At 47.5% G+C, this 15,482-nt stretch carries 14 protein-coding genes; 8 read left to right on the top strand and 6 right to left on the bottom strand.

Annotated features, from left to right (window positions below; all coding sequences use genetic code 11):
* The first annotated feature begins 92 nt into the window (after positions 1–92).
* From yfkAB to NSQ68_RS08435, 5 genes are all read left to right on the top strand, one after another.
* On the top strand, positions 93–1,223 hold the full coding sequence (gene yfkAB, locus NSQ68_RS08415) for a radical SAM/CxCxxxxC motif protein YfkAB (protein ID WP_342428578.1): 1,131 nt from the start codon (positions 93–95) through the stop codon (positions 1,221–1,223).
* 16 nt (positions 1,224–1,239) lie between these two features.
* On the top strand, positions 1,240–2,589 hold the full coding sequence (locus NSQ68_RS08420; protein ID WP_342428579.1) for a hemolysin family protein: 1,350 nt from the start codon (positions 1,240–1,242) through the stop codon (positions 2,587–2,589).
* 243 nt (positions 2,590–2,832) lie between these two features.
* Complete coding sequence (locus tag NSQ68_RS08425; RefSeq protein ID WP_342428580.1) at positions 2,833–3,057, top strand: spore coat associated protein CotJA; 225 nt, start codon at positions 2,833–2,835, stop codon at positions 3,055–3,057.
* A 1-nt stretch (position 3,058) separates the two neighbouring features.
* Positions 3,059–3,508 (top strand): spore coat protein CotJB, encoded by a 450-nt coding sequence (locus tag NSQ68_RS08430; RefSeq protein ID WP_342428581.1) that lies wholly within the window; start codon positions 3,059–3,061, stop codon positions 3,506–3,508.
* Between the two features lie 33 nt (positions 3,509–3,541).
* On the top strand, positions 3,542–4,111 hold the full coding sequence (locus NSQ68_RS08435) for a manganese catalase family protein (protein WP_061831696.1): 570 nt from the start codon (positions 3,542–3,544) through the stop codon (positions 4,109–4,111).
* Positions 4,112–4,209: 98 nt separating this feature from the next.
* On the opposite strand, the gene NSQ68_RS08440 is transcribed toward NSQ68_RS08435, so the two are convergent.
* Complete coding sequence (locus NSQ68_RS08440) at positions 4,210–5,280, bottom strand: glycosyltransferase family 2 protein (RefSeq protein WP_342428582.1); 1,071 nt, start codon at positions 5,278–5,280, stop codon at positions 4,210–4,212.
* Between the two features lie 432 nt (positions 5,281–5,712).
* Between NSQ68_RS08440 and NSQ68_RS08445 the strand changes: the two genes are divergently transcribed.
* From NSQ68_RS08445 to NSQ68_RS08455, 3 genes are all read left to right on the top strand, one after another.
* Positions 5,713–8,529: a bifunctional glycosyltransferase/class I SAM-dependent methyltransferase gene (locus NSQ68_RS08445; RefSeq protein WP_342428583.1), complete on the top strand. Its 2,817-nt coding sequence runs from the start codon at positions 5,713–5,715 to the stop codon at positions 8,527–8,529.
* Positions 8,530–8,554: 25 nt separating this feature from the next.
* Positions 8,555–9,217 carry a class I SAM-dependent methyltransferase gene (locus NSQ68_RS08450; RefSeq protein WP_029516600.1) on the top strand — a complete coding sequence of 221 codons (663 nt, stop codon included), beginning with the start codon at positions 8,555–8,557 and terminating at the stop codon, positions 9,215–9,217.
* Positions 9,218–9,301: 84 nt separating this feature from the next.
* Positions 9,302–10,003, top strand: coding sequence for an HAD family hydrolase (locus NSQ68_RS08455; RefSeq protein WP_029516601.1), 702 nt, complete (start codon positions 9,302–9,304; stop codon positions 10,001–10,003).
* Between the two features lie 103 nt (positions 10,004–10,106).
* Here NSQ68_RS08455 and NSQ68_RS08460 read toward each other — a convergent pair whose 3' ends face one another.
* From NSQ68_RS08460 to NSQ68_RS08480, 5 genes are read right to left on the bottom strand one after another with little or no spacing between them, the layout of a single operon-like run.
* Positions 10,107–11,297, bottom strand: coding sequence for a YheC/YheD family protein (locus NSQ68_RS08460; RefSeq protein WP_029516602.1), 1,191 nt, complete (start codon positions 11,295–11,297; stop codon positions 10,107–10,109).
* Entirely contained in the window at positions 11,279–11,794 is a 516-nt protein-coding gene (locus NSQ68_RS08465; protein WP_029516603.1) for a GNAT family N-acetyltransferase, read from the bottom strand. The genes NSQ68_RS08460 and NSQ68_RS08465 overlap by 19 nt, the downstream gene beginning before the upstream one ends.
* A 16-nt stretch (positions 11,795–11,810) precedes the next feature.
* Positions 11,811–12,920 carry a YheC/YheD family protein gene (locus NSQ68_RS08470; RefSeq protein ID WP_307349264.1) on the bottom strand — a complete coding sequence of 370 codons (1,110 nt, stop codon included), beginning with the start codon at positions 12,918–12,920 and terminating at the stop codon, positions 11,811–11,813.
* Positions 12,917–14,287: a YheC/YheD family protein gene (locus tag NSQ68_RS08475; RefSeq protein ID WP_029516605.1), complete on the bottom strand. Its 1,371-nt coding sequence runs from the start codon at positions 14,285–14,287 to the stop codon at positions 12,917–12,919. Before NSQ68_RS08475 ends, NSQ68_RS08470 begins: the two co-directional genes overlap by 4 nt.
* A 12-nt stretch (positions 14,288–14,299) precedes the next feature.
* Entirely contained in the window at positions 14,300–15,454 is a 1,155-nt protein-coding gene (locus tag NSQ68_RS08480) for a YheC/YheD family protein (protein ID WP_342428584.1), read from the bottom strand.
* Positions 15,455–15,482: the final 28 nt, after the last annotated feature.

A 15,482-nucleotide genomic window follows, 5' to 3' on the forward strand; every position in this document is an offset into this window, starting at 1 on the left:
GATGTGGAAGAAAGCATGCAGACACTTTACACATCATGATATGATAATTATACGTCTTTTGAGGTTAATAACAGAAATAAGGTGAAAACATAATGACAGTTCTACAAAATAACACGCTACCCCAAATATCGCCAACCTATGATCCGTGGGACCCGATTGTCTCATTGCGTACACATGGTCGTCATTTGCTCACAAGTGTGGAAATGACCGTAACGCATCTGTGTAATATGCGCTGTGAGCATTGCGCTGTTGGCGACATGCTGGTTATGAAGGAAGCCCCTTTCCTTCCGCTAGACCTAATGCTGAAGCGTCTGGATGAAGTCGAGCATCTGGAGACGATCAGTATTACAGGCGGGGAACCTGCTTTACTCGATAAAACAGTGGATGAAGTGATCGTTCCACTGCTGAAATATGCCAAAGAGCGCGGTATTCGCTCGCAAATCAACTCCAATCTGACGTTAGATATTCGCAGATATGAGAAGATGCTTCCTTATCTGGATGTGATGCATATTTCGTTTAACTATTTGAATGCGGACGATTTTTATGAAGTGGGTTTTGCAAATACAGGCCGGCCGACCCCACGTGCGGGTGCTGTTCGCCTGTATGAAAAAATGATCGAGAATGCCCGCAGATTAAGTGAAATGGGGATGTTCATTTCAGCTGAATCCATGATTAATTATCGGACACACACGAAGCTGGAGGGCATTCATCAGTTGATCAACGAAATGGGATGCCGACGGCATGAGGTTCATCCAATGTATGCGTCGAATTTTGCCTCTGCTTTGCCTGTGCTTTCTCTCGACGACATGCGGAACTCTATCCATAAGCTGCTGGATGTACGTAATCAGGACATGTGGATGTTGTTTGGCACATTACCGTTCTTTGCTTGTTCGGATCGGGAAGAAGACCGCAAACTGCTTCGCCGCTTGCGTCAGGAACCGAATATTACGGTGCGTAATGATCCGGACGGAAGAAACCGCGTGAATGTGAATATGTTCACGGGTAGCGTGTATGTGACGGATTTTGCAGACATTCCGGCTTTCGGAAACATTCAGGAAGACAGTCTGGACGATATTTTTGGTGAATGGCTGAATGAGCATCCGCTGAATCAGACTGTGAACTGTCATTGTGATGCCGCTGCCTGTTGTGGACCGAACCTGCTCGTAGCGGATATGTATTACAAAGGAATAGACTTTAAATCAAGAAAAGCATTACAATTATAGAAATGGGGAGTTCGTATTGGATGGTCATACCGAGTTTCATTGGGGATTGCTAGCTGTGAATCTCCTCTTGGTACTGCTGCTTGTCTTTCTAAATGGTGTATTTGTGGCCGCAGAATTTTCGCTGGTCAAAATGCGCCAATCCCGATTGACGCAGCTCCAAAGCGAGGGTCATCGCCTGGCAGGCTATGCGCTAAAGGTGAACCAAAAGTTGGATGCTTATCTGTCCGCCACCCAATTGGGCATTACGCTGGCTTCATTGGGCTTGGGTTGGATTGGAGAGCCAGCAATATCCGGCTACCTGATAGAGCCACTCATGCACAAACTCGGTGTAACTGACGGTACCCTGATCACAACGATATCCGTTGTCGTCGGATTTTGCGTAATTACCTTTTTGCATATTGTATTGGGGGAATTGGCCCCCAAGTCTTTAGCGATTCAGAAGACTGAAGGTGTGGCGTTGTTTTTATCGGCGCCTTTACTACTTTTTTATAAGGTCTTTCTGCCTGTGATCTGGGTATTGAATGCTGCGGCAAACTTGCTGCTACGTGCATTCGGTATTCAGCCGGCGAGTGAAGCTGAAGCGGCTCATTCGGAGGAAGAGATTCGTATATTGATGAATCAGAGCGCCAAAAGCGGTGTGATTGATAAGGACGAAATTAAGCTGATGGATAATATTTTTGATTTTTCCGACTTGCTTGCCCGTGAAATCATGCTGCCGCGTACAGATATGGATTGTTTGTATACAAATTTGTCGTTTAAGGAAAATCTCAAGATTATCAGCGAGACCAAGCATTCCCGCTACCCGGTAGCGGTTGAGGATAAAGACCAGATTATCGGTTTTGTCCATATTACGGATCTTCTGCTAGCTGAGCAGGGAGAGCAACTGGATCTGGCTTCGGTGGTACGGCCTATTTTGAATGTGCCAGAGTCTATGGAAGTGAGTCACGTGCTACGCCTTATGCAGAAAAAACATTCCCAAATGACTCTCGTGGTGGATGAGTACGGCGGAACGGCCGGGTTGCTGACAGCGGAGGAAATTTTGGAGGAAATCGTCGGGGATCTCTATGATGAGTTTGAGGATGAACGCCCAAGCGTGGAAATAAAGGAGAACTTCATCTCTGTAGACGGTCGTATGCTCATTGAGGATGTCAATGATTTGACTGGAGTGAATATTGAAGACGACGAGGTGGACTCCATCGGGGGATGGCTGTTTAAGGAATTGGAAGGCATTCCGGTGAAAGGGAAGAAAGTTGAGTTTTATAACCTTACCTTTGAGGTGGAGGAAGCAACAAGGCTTCGCATCATGAGAGTGAAGATTCACCGCAAGCCTGAGCCTGTGATTGAAGATGAGCTTTCTACCGATTGATTCCATCTACAGATATAGGTAAGGTAAGGTCAGTTCAGGTATGTAAGTTATTATAGAGTGCTGAAGAAAGAGCTTTTAGATCCACGTACCGTGGTTTTAAAGGCTCTTTTTTGATTAGAAACAGTTCTATAGATATTTTCTTTGAACAATTATTTTTATCTGTGATTTTTTGTTCGAGACTTGGGCGATGCGGCATATGTTGAATAGTAAAGCAGATGGATCAATCAAAGGAGGTCCCGGCCCGTGAAATTTCCACAGCAAGGTGAGTATACCCCGTTTATCGGCCCGTTCGATCCGTGTCCGCCCGTCCTGTGCAAGACTTATGTGCTTCCGCCAAACTTATTTGTACAATTTCAGCCCCCTGGTCTACCGCAATTCAGTCCAGATGAGGCGCTGACGAAGGGGACGCTATGGCCTCTACTTTACAGCCCTTATGAGCCTATGAGAAACCAGGGGGGAGGCGAATAGAATGGAGAATCCAAAACAAGGTCAGTCTCCAAACCCATTCCAACAGCAAATTCAGTATGAGGGTGGGTATCAACAGCCGAATCCGTATCAAAGCCCTTATTCAAATCCGTATCCATATCAGAACCAGTATCAGGGCCCAGCTCAGGACTATAGTCAAGCCGGAAACCCGGCCCAAGACTGCACGCCCCAAACCAAGCCGGGCGATGCTCAGTTTTATGCGTTGCTGGAGAAGCTCCAAGCGGTGGATTTTGTGTTGGTGGAGCTGAATTTGTATCTGGATACGCACCCAGATGATTTACAGGCTATCGAACAGTTCAATAAGCTGACGCAAGAAAGAACGGCGATTGCTAACGAGTATCAGATGCTATATGGGCCTTTACAAAATTTTGGTCGTGCCTATTCCAAGTATCCTTGGGAGTGGAGTCAATCTCCTTGGCCGTGGCAGGTATAGGTAGGTACAACCTTTTATAAAGGAGGAACATGAATGTGGGTATATGAGAAGAAACTGCAATATCCCGTACGTGTCAGCAAATGTGATCCTCATATGGCCAAACTGCTAATGGAGCAGTATGGTGGAGCGGATGGCGAGCTGGCAGCGGCATTGCGCTATCTGAATCAGCGATATACGATTCCCGATAAGGTGATTGGTGTACTGAACGACATAGGCACGGAGGAATTTGCGCACCTCGAGATGATTGCGACTATGATTTATAAGCTGACCAAGGATGCGAGTGTGGAGCAAATGAAGGCGGCTGGGCTAGGGGAATATTACGCAGCGCATGATCATGCGCTATATTATCAAAACGCAGGCGGTGTTCCTTTTACGGCGGCCTATATTCAAGCCAAAGGTGATCCTATCGCTGATCTCTATGAAGATATTGCAGCAGAGGAAAAGGCGAGGGCTACATATCAGTGGCTGATTGATCTGACAGATGATGTGGATTTGCAGGATAGTCTGAAGTTTCTGCGTGAACGTGAAGTGATTCATTCGCTGCGTTTTCGTGAGTCAGTGGAAATTTTGAAGGGGGAAAGAGACCGGAAGAAAGTGTTCTGAGAAAATGATACACGAGGTCTCTTGGTGAGCTTAAGCTTGCAGGAGACTTTTTTTCTTTTGAAGTAATAACGGCCTTCCCCGGCGCGTCTTTCTCATCCCTATTGCTTCAGTTGTGCGAAATACTTCTCGTTATATAGCACGCTTGGATGGGTAGGATGGTGCAACTGAGCTATGCGATGATGCGATTTTGCCTTTTCGATGTCACCGATTCGGTCGTAACACAGGCATAATTGCAAGTGTGGAAACCAGGTATAATACGACGAATTGGTTAAGGCCATCACATCTTGTGGAGGCTCTATCAGCGTCGCCTGGCGAAACCAGTAAATGGCTTGAGTATACTGTTCATCTTCAATGAATAAATTGCCAAAGGCACAGCAGAACTGGGCGCGTGGTACATCAAGGTTAAGTGTGCGAAGCAGAGCCATACGCTGCTCCTGTTTTTGACCTTGGTGAGCGTAGCAATCCGCTAGCTTAAAGCAAGCAGCAATCCGATCCTCAATCCATCCTTGATCGAGCCCCAGATAGTGTTCGTACTGCTGGAAGGCTTCTAGTATGCGTCCGTTATCATATAGTTCATTAGCGAAGTAGTAGTGATCTCGCTCAGAAAATGCAGTGCCTTGCTTCCGATGCTTGAGATATATTTGCAAATTACGATCAGTGTAGGCACGTGTCTTTTTATGAGTCACCGTCATATTACTGTGAAAGGTGCTGCCAGTCACATGCAGGAATTCGTGAACAAAGCCGATCCATCTGAATCTACGATCACGCCGCACAATTCGGTTTCTTTTGAGCTTATACAACGGCTGTCCTTGTTCATCTACAGACAGCACATAATCCATCGTAATGGCGTCATAGGAGAGGGTGGCTTGTTTTTTCCAGTTGAGAAATGATATTCGGTCTTTTTCTTCCAGTATGTCATCAGCATCCAGCCAAAATTGATATTCTTGCGTTGCCTGATCAAACGCATAATTGCGGGCTGCGGAGAAATCATCGCACCATTCAAAATTGTATACCCGAGCATTGAACGATGCAGCGACCTCTTGGGTACTGTCTGTGGACCCAGTATCTACGATAATGATTTCATCTACCAGGTCATGGACTGATTTCAGACAGGTTTGAAGGGCTTCTTCTTCATTTTTGACAATCATACATAAGCTGACAGTTACCATGCTCTTTGTCCCTCCCAAAAAACTTGGTATAATCTCCATTTTATTAGGATAGCTTGCTCATTATGTAGTAATTCCAATGGAACGTTTAGAGGATGCGTGATGATCATAAATTCAACCTTGCTCTAATAAATTAGAAAATCAAAGTCTGATATGAGGGGGAGGAGATTGTGCGAAATTCGATATTATCAAGTGCGATCGGGAAATAAATTTAATGGCGAAATGTAGTTGGAAAATGGGTAGAAAACCGAAAAAGAGTAGTTGTTTGGATGGTAAGATTGTATTTTGGTATGGATGTCGTTTTCATTGATATTTCCAGGTGCAAGTCCATTCATACTACGTTCACTCCCATATCGCTCGGTCGCAATTATGGTATGCCTTAGGATATGGAGGGAGAACGGTTATGAGGCTTCTGCCTGATGGAGGCGTTGAATCATGCGTATACTAATCGGTAGCCCGGTGCACCAGAAACCGGAAATATTGTCTTTATTTCTTCAAGCTTTGGAGCGACTGGAGGCACCTGATGTGCTGCCCGATTATTTATTTGTCGATGATAATGACAATCCGACTTCAAGCCAATGGCTTGCCGATTTTTCCAATCGGCTGCCGGGCAGGGTTTTGCCCTTGTTAACAGGTCCACAGCAAGTGGAGAACCGAAGTGATGAGCACACTCATTATTGGCCGCCAGCCCTCGTCTGGAAAGTGGCTGACTTCAAAAATCGTCTTATTGATTATGCACTTCAGCATAATTATGACGCGCTGTTTTTAGTCGATTCAGACCTGATTCTCCATTCCCGTACCTTATGTAAGCTGGTGGAGGCGGAGAAGGATATTGTATCTGAGATCTTCTGGACACGCTGGCAGCCGGAGGGGCCTCTATTGCCTCAGGTGTGGGTTAGTGATGAATATAATTTGTTCCATCGTGAAGAAGGCGAAGTGTTGTCGGCAGAGGAGCGAGCCCAACGCGAGTTGCATTTCATACACCAATTGCATGTTCCTGGTTTGTACGAAGTGGGTGGTCTAGGTGCTTGCACCCTAATCCGCAGACGTGCACTGGAAGCAGGGATTCACTTTGGTAAAATCAAAAACGTTTCCTATTGGGGAGAAGATCGACATTTCTGTATTCGGGCAGCTGCATTTGGATTTCCACTTTTTGTGGATACACACTATCCGGCGATGCATCTGTACCGGGAAGCGGACAGAATGAAGGCAGAGCAGCTACTAATCACCCTGAATTATTTTACAACGAGCGCTGTTCATACGGACCAATCAGAACATTTAGCATATCTAAATCACTCCGATACTTCTACTAACTCTCCTACCTTCAATCCTTCTGTATCATCAATTCCCTCTAAGTTCCCTGAACCTCCTGTTATACCGTATGACCTCCGTGAGTCAGCTGTCTTTGCCAAGTACACGGCAGATTCTTTTGTTATACCACAAACGTTCCCTGGTCCACGACAAAGTGAACTTCATACGCCGCCTGTCTCCAAACCCAAATTGACGCTGACCATGACGGTTTACAATGAGGCAGATCGCAAACTCATTGACGTGCTGCGGAGTCATCGGGAATATATTGATGAAGCGGTCATTATTGATGATGGCAGTCAGGATGATAGCGGAGAGCTGTGCCGTGAGATCCTAAAGGGAATCCCATTACGTTTAATACGCAATGAAACAGCTTCTTTTACCAATGAATTGGAGCTGCGTAAGCAGCAGTGGAGAGAGACGTTGGCTTCTTTTCCGGAATGGATATTAAACATGGATGCTGACGAAATGTTCGAATCTCGTTTTGCTCAAGGGGTACATTCCTTGTTAGCGGGAACGAAAGCGGATACGATTTGTTTCAGGTTGTTTGATATGTGGAATTCCACGCATTACCGCGATGATGATTATTGGCAGGCTCATCAGTATTACCGTCCTTTTTTAATTCGATATAAGGAAGGGTTCTCTTATAAATGGAAGGAGCAGTCCTTGCACTGTGGGAGATTTCCCGAAAATGTGCTTGACCTTCCCAGTGAAATCAGCAACTACCGCATCCAGCATTGGGGATGGTGTACACCTGCTATTCGCATGGCCAAATTTCAGCGATATCAGTTGCTTGACCCAAGTGCTCGTTATGGCTGGAAAGAGCAATATGAATCTATTTTGGACCCGAACCCCCGACTCACGCTTTGGGTAGATCAGGACAACATAAATGCAGAAAAAGAAACTGCACCAGAGTATGAAGCTACCCATGATGTGAACGCCATGGATGTTGCCGAGATTTCGAGTGTCCAGGTTATGAATAATTCCGATCTACAAATTAAAAGTGAGACAAAGGACGTACTTTATAGTAAATGCAAACTGTGTGGTTCGTCTGACACGGGAGTATTTCATAGCTATGAACGCTTTACCTTGATGGGTTGCGGCTCCTGTGGCTTGGTTTTTCGTAATGATGTGGATCATATACAGCCAGAGGATATGATTGCAGAGATTTATAATGCCGATTGGGTTGCTATGCGGGATAGTGCAGCAGCGTCAACTTATGGGGATCATGCCCTTTTTGGACTCATGCTACTGGATATGTTCAGTTCCGGTAAAGGAAAATTGCTTGAGATTGGATCGGGTACCGGAGAATTTATCCATGCTGCCCTTCAAGCCGGCTGGGATGCAGTGGGCATTGAACCTTCCATAGACTCGCGTGCTTACGCCAAACACAAATATGACGTGGATTTATTGCCGGGTTACTGGAACGGTGAAACCGAAGAAGATACTCAAACCGATGAAGCATGTGATATACAGGAATTGAATGAAGCACAAGAAATACAAGAAGCAGAAGAAGATACTGACTTACCACTGGATCACAAATACGAGGCCGTAGCATGCTGGCACGTGCTGGAGCATATTGCGGACCCTGTTGCATTTTTGACAGATTTACGCGAACAGCTTCAACCTGACGGGACGTTATATATTACAGTGCCCAATAAAAACTCATTCACCAATGAGGCTTATGGCGTTTATTCACCTTTATTTACGGAGGAAGATCATTTATATCATTATTCTGAGCATACGCTGGCGCTTTTACTGGAAAAGTCTGGGTTGCGCTCGGTGGCTATGTTCACCCGCCAGCTTCCCTCTGGTTTGGATGCCTTGCTGCAAGCCCATCCTTTGTACGGTGATCTTGCCTTTACGGAGCAAATGGGATTGCTGGCTAAACTTCAAGGCGAGAAACGGGGTCATGAACTGTGCTGTGTCGCAAGAGTAATTTAATCATTTCAAAAAGGAGGCAGTATCCATGAACATGTCCGACCCGTATCTGTCTCGCTTTTTTGTATATTCTGATCCCAACTCCTCCAGCATGATTTACAGACTCCCCCAAAGCTGGTGGAGTCGCCCCTATGAGTATGAGTGGTGTCTTCAATTTATGTCCGGTCAAGATACGGTGCTGGACGCAGCATGTGGAATCCCACATCCATTCAAATTTGAGTTGGCCCGCCGTTGCGCTCAAGTCTATGCCTGCGATCTGGATATACGGATCGTTTCCGTGGATGCCATCTTGGCCGAGGTGCGGCGGGATATCGGAGAGGAGGCCGCCGAGCGCATTCAGGAGATTTTACCGGTTCGGCTCCACTCCGCACATGCCAATCTGACGGCTCTGCCCTATGAGGATGCCAGTTTTGACAAAATTGTATGTATTTCAGTGCTGGAGCATTTAACACCTGACGAATCTTTGGCAGCTTTACGTGAATTTCACCGGACCTTACGCGATGACGGAATGCTTCTGCTGACGTTTGATTACCCTACAGTGAACCTATCGGCGATGGAGCAATGGATAGAGCAGACGGGATTCTCGTATTGGAATGGTGTGGATCGCAAGCTTCCAAGGGGTGCTTTACACACGGATATGTGGGGCGGTTTGCATTGTTTCAGGACTGTTTTAAAAAAATATAAGAGTTAGCGGTATGCGCAATGAGGTTTACACGGACCTCTCTTATTGCTTATCATGAGAGGGGTTAGAGTTGTAAACCTACATAGGAAAGGAATGACTGATAACTACATGAACAATGCACCTGTGTTGAAGAAACCTGAGGCCATGGTATTTGATATGGACGGTACACTTTTTCAGACGGAGACGCTATTGCTTCCTGCGTACCACAAGCTGTTTGATACGCTGCGCGCCGAAGGGCTTTATGAAGGAGAGACTCCTCCCGAGGAGCTTATTTTGAATAGTTTAGGCATGCTGCTGGATGAAATCTGGAGAAGAGTGATGCCGGAAGCTAGCGAAGCGGCCCATAGAAGAGCGGACGAGCTGCTGCTTCAGCTGGAACTGGAGGGATTGAAGAGCGGAAGTCATGCCCTGTATCCACATGTAAAAGAAACACTCCAGGCCCTTCATGAGCAAGGTGTCCGATTGTTCGTAGCTAGTAACGGACTGGAGGACTATGTAAAGGGGATCGCTGCTGCGTATGAAATGGTTCCCATTTTTGAAGGACTGTACAGCGCTGGGGAGTACAGCACGCTCTCCAAAGTGAAATTACTGGAAATTCTGTTGAGCAAGCACGATATTTCGAACGTATGGATGGTAGGAGATCGTTCCTCAGATGTGGAAGCAGGCAAAAAGAACGGACAGACGGTGATCGGTTGCGCTTATGCTGGATTTGGTGTGAACGATGAGTTGAAGGGGTCCGATGCGATTATTACAGACTTTACGCAACTGCTTACACTTTATAAAAACGCTGAGTAACTGTGAAACACAGGTTATTGGTTATAAATAGGCTCGACGCACCATATAATTAAACATGCTGGTACTGTCGGGCAGATGAAAAAAAGAAAGGAAGGCAGCCACTTTACGTGGAGCCTTCCTTTGTCTTATTCTCTGTCTTATTCTCTGCTTTATCTTCTGTTTTATCTTCTGCTTTGTGGTCAGTCTGAGGCTTTGGATTAATTTGTGTGTGGTAGACCCACAAGGCATATTCCATGGGCTTGGCGATGGAGCGGCGATAGGTTTCTTTTTCGCCAATACGCGAAAAGACCTCACGGGCTGGCTTCGGGTTGACTTCCAGCACGTATATATGACCGTGCTTATTAATTGCCAAATCGAGTGCAAGCTCACATAATGCCCCGTAGCTTTCTTCCAGATACGCAGCGATGTCCAGTCCGAGTTTTTCCCCTTGCTTGATGATTTTCTCTCTATGGCTTTCATCACGAATCCATTGCGTTAGCAATTGGCTCATCGGTACCGCCTTGCCTCCACCATGCAGGTTGGAAGTGACACTCCGATGCGCCCCGATTCGCCCGGCACATCCGGTTAGCTCCCATACTCCCTGGCTATTTTTCTGTACCAGCATACGGTAATCATGAACTCTGCCATTCGGCAACTGCACAGGAATGCCTTCCTGAACAATATAGTTATCCATGTTCCAGCTGCTCAGACGCGGCTCCAGACGGTCTAGACGTACCCGCTGCTGGGGAATAATATGGCGTTTGCGATTGCGGCCCTCAATCAGATACAGGCCTCCTTGCTTATTAACAGGTTCAATACGTAAAATACCGCGGCCTCCCGTTCCGTTAATCGGTTTGAGGTACACTAGTGAATTCTGTTTGAGCATCCGTTTGACACTATGAAATCCACTGAACAGCTCTGTTGCAGGCAAATGGGGGCGAAAGGCAGACCTTCTCGCAAGCTGCTGATGAATGACCCATTTGTTACTCAACGGTCGGTTTAAATATACAAGGTCTGTGTATTGCAATCGGAACTGCTTTAACTGACGATATCGCTCACTGCGCTGTACCCGGCAACGGTCGAAAATCATATCTGGGAACTCTCGCCACTTTCGGCTCCATTTGCCGCTGTGTGGATCATAGATTTGGGCAAGAAGCAGCCTGCGATCCTTATGGACATCCGCAGGAGTGAATACATACATATCCAGTCCCAACCGTTTCCCTTCTGCAATCATGCGCTCATATATGTCGCGTTCCTCCAATTGCTTCTTGTTGTTCAAATACAAAGTCATGATGCCTAGGACAGGTTTTGGCACAGCATTCCACCTTCCTCTGCCGTCTGCTTATCTTGGGATAACTCTCCGTGAAATATCAGCGTGGGTTTCCCGGTCGGTCCAGTCGTCATTTCATGCGCAATAAGCCCAGCGCGGAAACAGGTTTTGAGACTGGACATATTGTCGGCGGCTACGCTGCACGTCAGACGGCGCAGCTGTTTGAGCTGGGCGGACAGCAGTCTAGCGCCCAGTCTGCGGCCCCGGTAAAGCGGACGAACAATTACGATGCAAGCATCCTCCCCGTAATTCAGAGCGAGGGAAAATCCCGCAATCCGCAGCCCCTTCTCCGTGCGCACAAATGCGCACAGAAGGGAGGAGCCAGGGGTGTTCAATTGCTCGGGCGTTAAAACGGCCAGTTGCCGCAGAGCATTACGAGTAATGCGCATGCCCCCTGAGCTGCGGGCCAAAAACAGCAACTGTCGTCGTCTCAGCAGCCAGCTCCGGGCAGGCAAATGTTGAACATCGCTAATTTGCGGCATGATTCCACTTCCTTGATCATGATTTCATTCGTCCGGCCAAAAAGGAGCTGTACTGGAATATGCGTCTAAGCGACTTTTGGCGGATTTCCGGCTCGTCAAATTTCATCGGTTTGGCATTGGCCTCAAAAAACCAGAGGGTTCCGAGCGTATCCACGCCCAAATCCATGGACATTTCGCCATGAGAAAGACCGGATGCGCGTTCAATTTGACGTGCAATCTGTATGGCCGTACTTTTAACTTTGTTCAGTAGATCCGTGCTGTCCTCAGGCCCAAACAGTGAGGACAGTAGCTTGAAAGGGTCCTCTACACTCCCGCCACGCGGGACATGTGTGGTAATGCTCCCCTTACCGGCCAGTCTGGCACCGACTCCGGTGATACTCCAGGAGCCACGGATATTTTTTTGTACCAGGATACGCAGATCGAAGGGTTTTTTCTGATAGGTTGCCAGATCGATACCCTGTTGAATGATATAAGGTGAGTTGCCTGCTTCCCGGCGGATACGTCCCCACAGCCGGGATAGCGATACAGATCTGTAGGTTACACTTTTTTTGTCATGCTGAATGGTCAGTCTGTAAGCCATTAGATGGTCTGGGAGGAATTTAAGAATCATAATCCCCTTTCCGGCCTTACCGTTTTCCGGCTTGAGATACAGGTATGGATACGTAGACAGCATTTTTCCTAAGGAAGACAGGTTGCTTAACCGTTTGGTTGCCGGAACAAGCTGACGAGTGGTTTCCGAGGTACGCAACCACTTGAACAGTTCCCATTTGTTAAAAAAGCCTGGATTGTACAGCTCAATGCCTGAGGCATGTGAAATTTCATCCAACTTTGTGCGCACAGAGGTTTTAAGTTCATAATTACGGTTGGGGATGCGATTATAAATGACCTGTGGAGGTGGGAAATTCTGTTCCTCCCACGTCTGTAAGCTCTTGTTGAAGACATAGCCCTTAATCGTCTCATCTGCTAGTTTTAGGTCCCTGACGGTAACAATGTATACCTGATATCCCATCCGCGTTCCCGTTTCAAGAATATCCCTGAAATTGCGCTGATTGCCCTTGAAAAATTGCCCTTCGTCGTGCACTGTCAATACAGCAACGACTGGCTTATGCTCCGCCCGGGTATTCATAGTTCCTCTTTTCTGCGGAATTTACTGAGGTAAAGACAGTGGTCCAAAATATGCTCCACGGATGCTTTACCCTCCGCACGCAACGATGGATGCTGAAAAATGGATCGGCCTGGCTTGGAGTTGGCTTCAAACATCCATACCTTTTCATCCTGATCAATGCCCAGATCAAAGCCGATTTCACCCAATAGATGCTGGTGATGGTGTTCAATGGCTTCAGCGAGCGTAACTGCTACGTTCTTGGCACGTTGAAGCACTTCACCCGCCCGGTCTCCGAATACCCGGTTCAACGCCTGTTCAGGTGTCATAAGGGAGCCGCCATTTTTGATATGGGTTGTGACACTGCCACGTCCGGCTTTTTTGGCTCCAATGCCGACGACGACCCACTGATTATTTCCATTTTTATGCATGTGAAACCGGAAATCAATCGGGCAATTGTCAATCTCGATCAGCTGGATGCCCTGTTGAATGACATAACCCTTTAACATCTGTCCCTGATTGGAGTGAAGCATCCTGAGCATGGAGTTAAAAGAGGCGAATTTTAGCAATACGTTGCTACTTTTCTTACGGTACCTCACATAATATCCTTGCTTGGGAACATGGGACAGACGATAGATTCCTTTACCGAGACTGCCTCCACTTGGCTTGTAATAAGCAAATTGATGTCGCTCCAGCATACCTCGGATACGTTCAGAGCTGGGATTCATATATGATTCAGGGACATAGCGGTTAACATCTGGGTTATTCTCCAGCAGATTATAGATATCGGACTTATTGAAAAAGCTCCAGTTAAAAAAGGGAATTCGTTTGCGGGAAAAGCGTTCGCGTAGTTGATTGATCGCCGGGGAAAAATCAGAGCGACGGCTCGGCAAACGGTTATAGATCACGTCCGGCAAAGGTACAAGTTTACGTGTAAATTCCCCGCTGGATGACAGAAAGTAGCCGTTAATCGTATCATTTTGCCAGTTGATATCCCGAGGGGTGAAGGCAAAAATATAAGATTTTTTGCTGCCTTCCCTCAGCAGTTGCTTAATAAAGCCTGTGCGCGATCCGAAAGGGCGAGTGGTGGATGTGGTACCGTCAGACAGCACGCCAATCAACGGCCCTAGCTGTATATCACCATCCAGATTCCGCAAATAGATGGCCCCGCTTTTGGGAACACGGATTGCATTACGTAAGCCGGAGGTCAAGTATAGATGGCGTCCCGCCTTCTGAATTGGTTTTACAGTAGCGGGAATCTGATCCTTACCGAGCCGCAGACGAACGGACTTGGCTCCGGATAATTTAAGGCTTTTCAACAAGGCAGTGGATATATACGCCACCTTGTCGGGCTGCTGTGAGAAATGCACATTGCAATGCGTTAAACTCATCTGTTTATCCTCCTATACCGTATGTTCAAGGGAGGCGCCCGCGCCCTTTGGCCCTGTCGCTTTGGAATGGGTCATTAAATATCGAGCATATTCGAGCGGGCGGTTGACCGACTGGAAAGCGCACTCCGGCTGACGGGTCTGAAAAAAGGCGGCCCGACCAGGTCGGGAATTAACCTCCAATAGCCAGATGTTCCCGCTCTGGTCAATACCGTAATCAATTCCCAACTCGCCAAGGCGGCCATAACGTTCCTCAAGCGCCCTGGTAATGGTCGAGGACAGCGCCCTCATCTGCCCGATGATGAGACGCGTGGTGTCCACGCCAAATTGTTCACGAAGGTATGGCTCAGCCGGATGGGCTTCGCCCCCACCGTGCAGATTAGAAGTCAGAGTTCCTTTTCTGCCTTCTCTTACAGCAAAGCCCGTCAGGCGCCAATAGCCTTTGCCATCCTTTTGCATGAGTGCGCGAACATCAAAGGGATGATTGCTTTGGCTTGTTAATTTCAAATAAGGCTGCACGATATAAGTGCGTTTGTGTGCAATTCCGTGGATCCATGACAATCCTGCCTCCAATTCGGGAAACAAACGCCGGAACGGACGGTTACGGGAGTCTCTACCCTGTACAAGTAGTCCCTGGCCTCCTTCTGCCAGCCGCAGATACAGTGTGCTCTTGCCATGTGTTCCGGTCTGTGGCTTCATAAACAGCTCCGAATGGCGTCGTAGCCACTCCACAAGCTGGGCCGTGTCCCGGTAAGGCGCCGTAGGCGGCACAAAGGGACGTACTTTATCTACCGCATGCAAAGCGCGATACACCTGCCATTTGCCAGGTAAGTTACGCGACCAGTAGATGAGCTTGCGCGAATTTTGCTCCGCCATGTCTTCCAGTGTGCGCCTGACATTCTGGCTCTCGTGGACATGGAGACAGCGGTTATACACAATGTTCGGCAACGGAAAGCGGCCGGATGTCCATACTCCGTTACGATAAACATAACCTCGTATGGAGTGATCTTCAGGTGAAACTCCTTCGACGGTAAACGCCATTACGCTAAGATCAGAGCGCCTGCCCAACAGACTTAGCCTGCGGCAAAAATCGGCTTCAGTAATAGGGGGAGTGGCGGCCTGATTCCGGCTAACAAGCACGCCCAGCGTGCCTGGCACAACAAGAGACACCGACAACAGCTCCTTTGGCAGCCAGACT

The sequence above is a fragment of the Paenibacillus sp. FSL L8-0158 genome (assembly GCF_038592965.1).
GTDB classification, from domain to species: domain Bacteria; phylum Bacillota; class Bacilli; order Paenibacillales; family Paenibacillaceae; genus Paenibacillus; species Paenibacillus polymyxa_D.

Coding starts and splice junctions, on each gene's coding strand:
- yfkAB (WP_342428578.1), top strand. CDS start 93: ATGACAGTTCTACAAAATAACACGCTACCCCAAATATCGCCAACCTAT.
- NSQ68_RS08430 (WP_342428581.1), top strand. CDS start 3,059: ATGGAGAATCCAAAACAAGGTCAGTCTCCAAACCCATTCCAACAGCAA.
- NSQ68_RS08435 (WP_061831696.1), top strand. CDS start 3,542: ATGTGGGTATATGAGAAGAAACTGCAATATCCCGTACGTGTCAGCAAA.
- NSQ68_RS08440 (WP_342428582.1), bottom strand. CDS start 5,280: ATGGTAACTGTCAGCTTATGTATGATTGTCAAAAATGAAGAAGAAGCC.
- NSQ68_RS08445 (WP_342428583.1), top strand. CDS start 5,713: ATGCGTATACTAATCGGTAGCCCGGTGCACCAGAAACCGGAAATATTG.
- NSQ68_RS08450 (WP_029516600.1), top strand. CDS start 8,555: ATGAACATGTCCGACCCGTATCTGTCTCGCTTTTTTGTATATTCTGAT.
- NSQ68_RS08455 (WP_029516601.1), top strand. CDS start 9,302: ATGACTGATAACTACATGAACAATGCACCTGTGTTGAAGAAACCTGAG.
- NSQ68_RS08465 (WP_029516603.1), bottom strand. CDS start 11,794: ATGCCGCAAATTAGCGATGTTCAACATTTGCCTGCCCGGAGCTGGCTG.
- NSQ68_RS08470 (WP_307349264.1), bottom strand. CDS start 12,920: ATGAATACCCGGGCGGAGCATAAGCCAGTCGTTGCTGTATTGACAGTG.
- NSQ68_RS08475 (WP_029516605.1), bottom strand. CDS start 14,287: ATGAGTTTAACGCATTGCAATGTGCATTTCTCACAGCAGCCCGACAAG.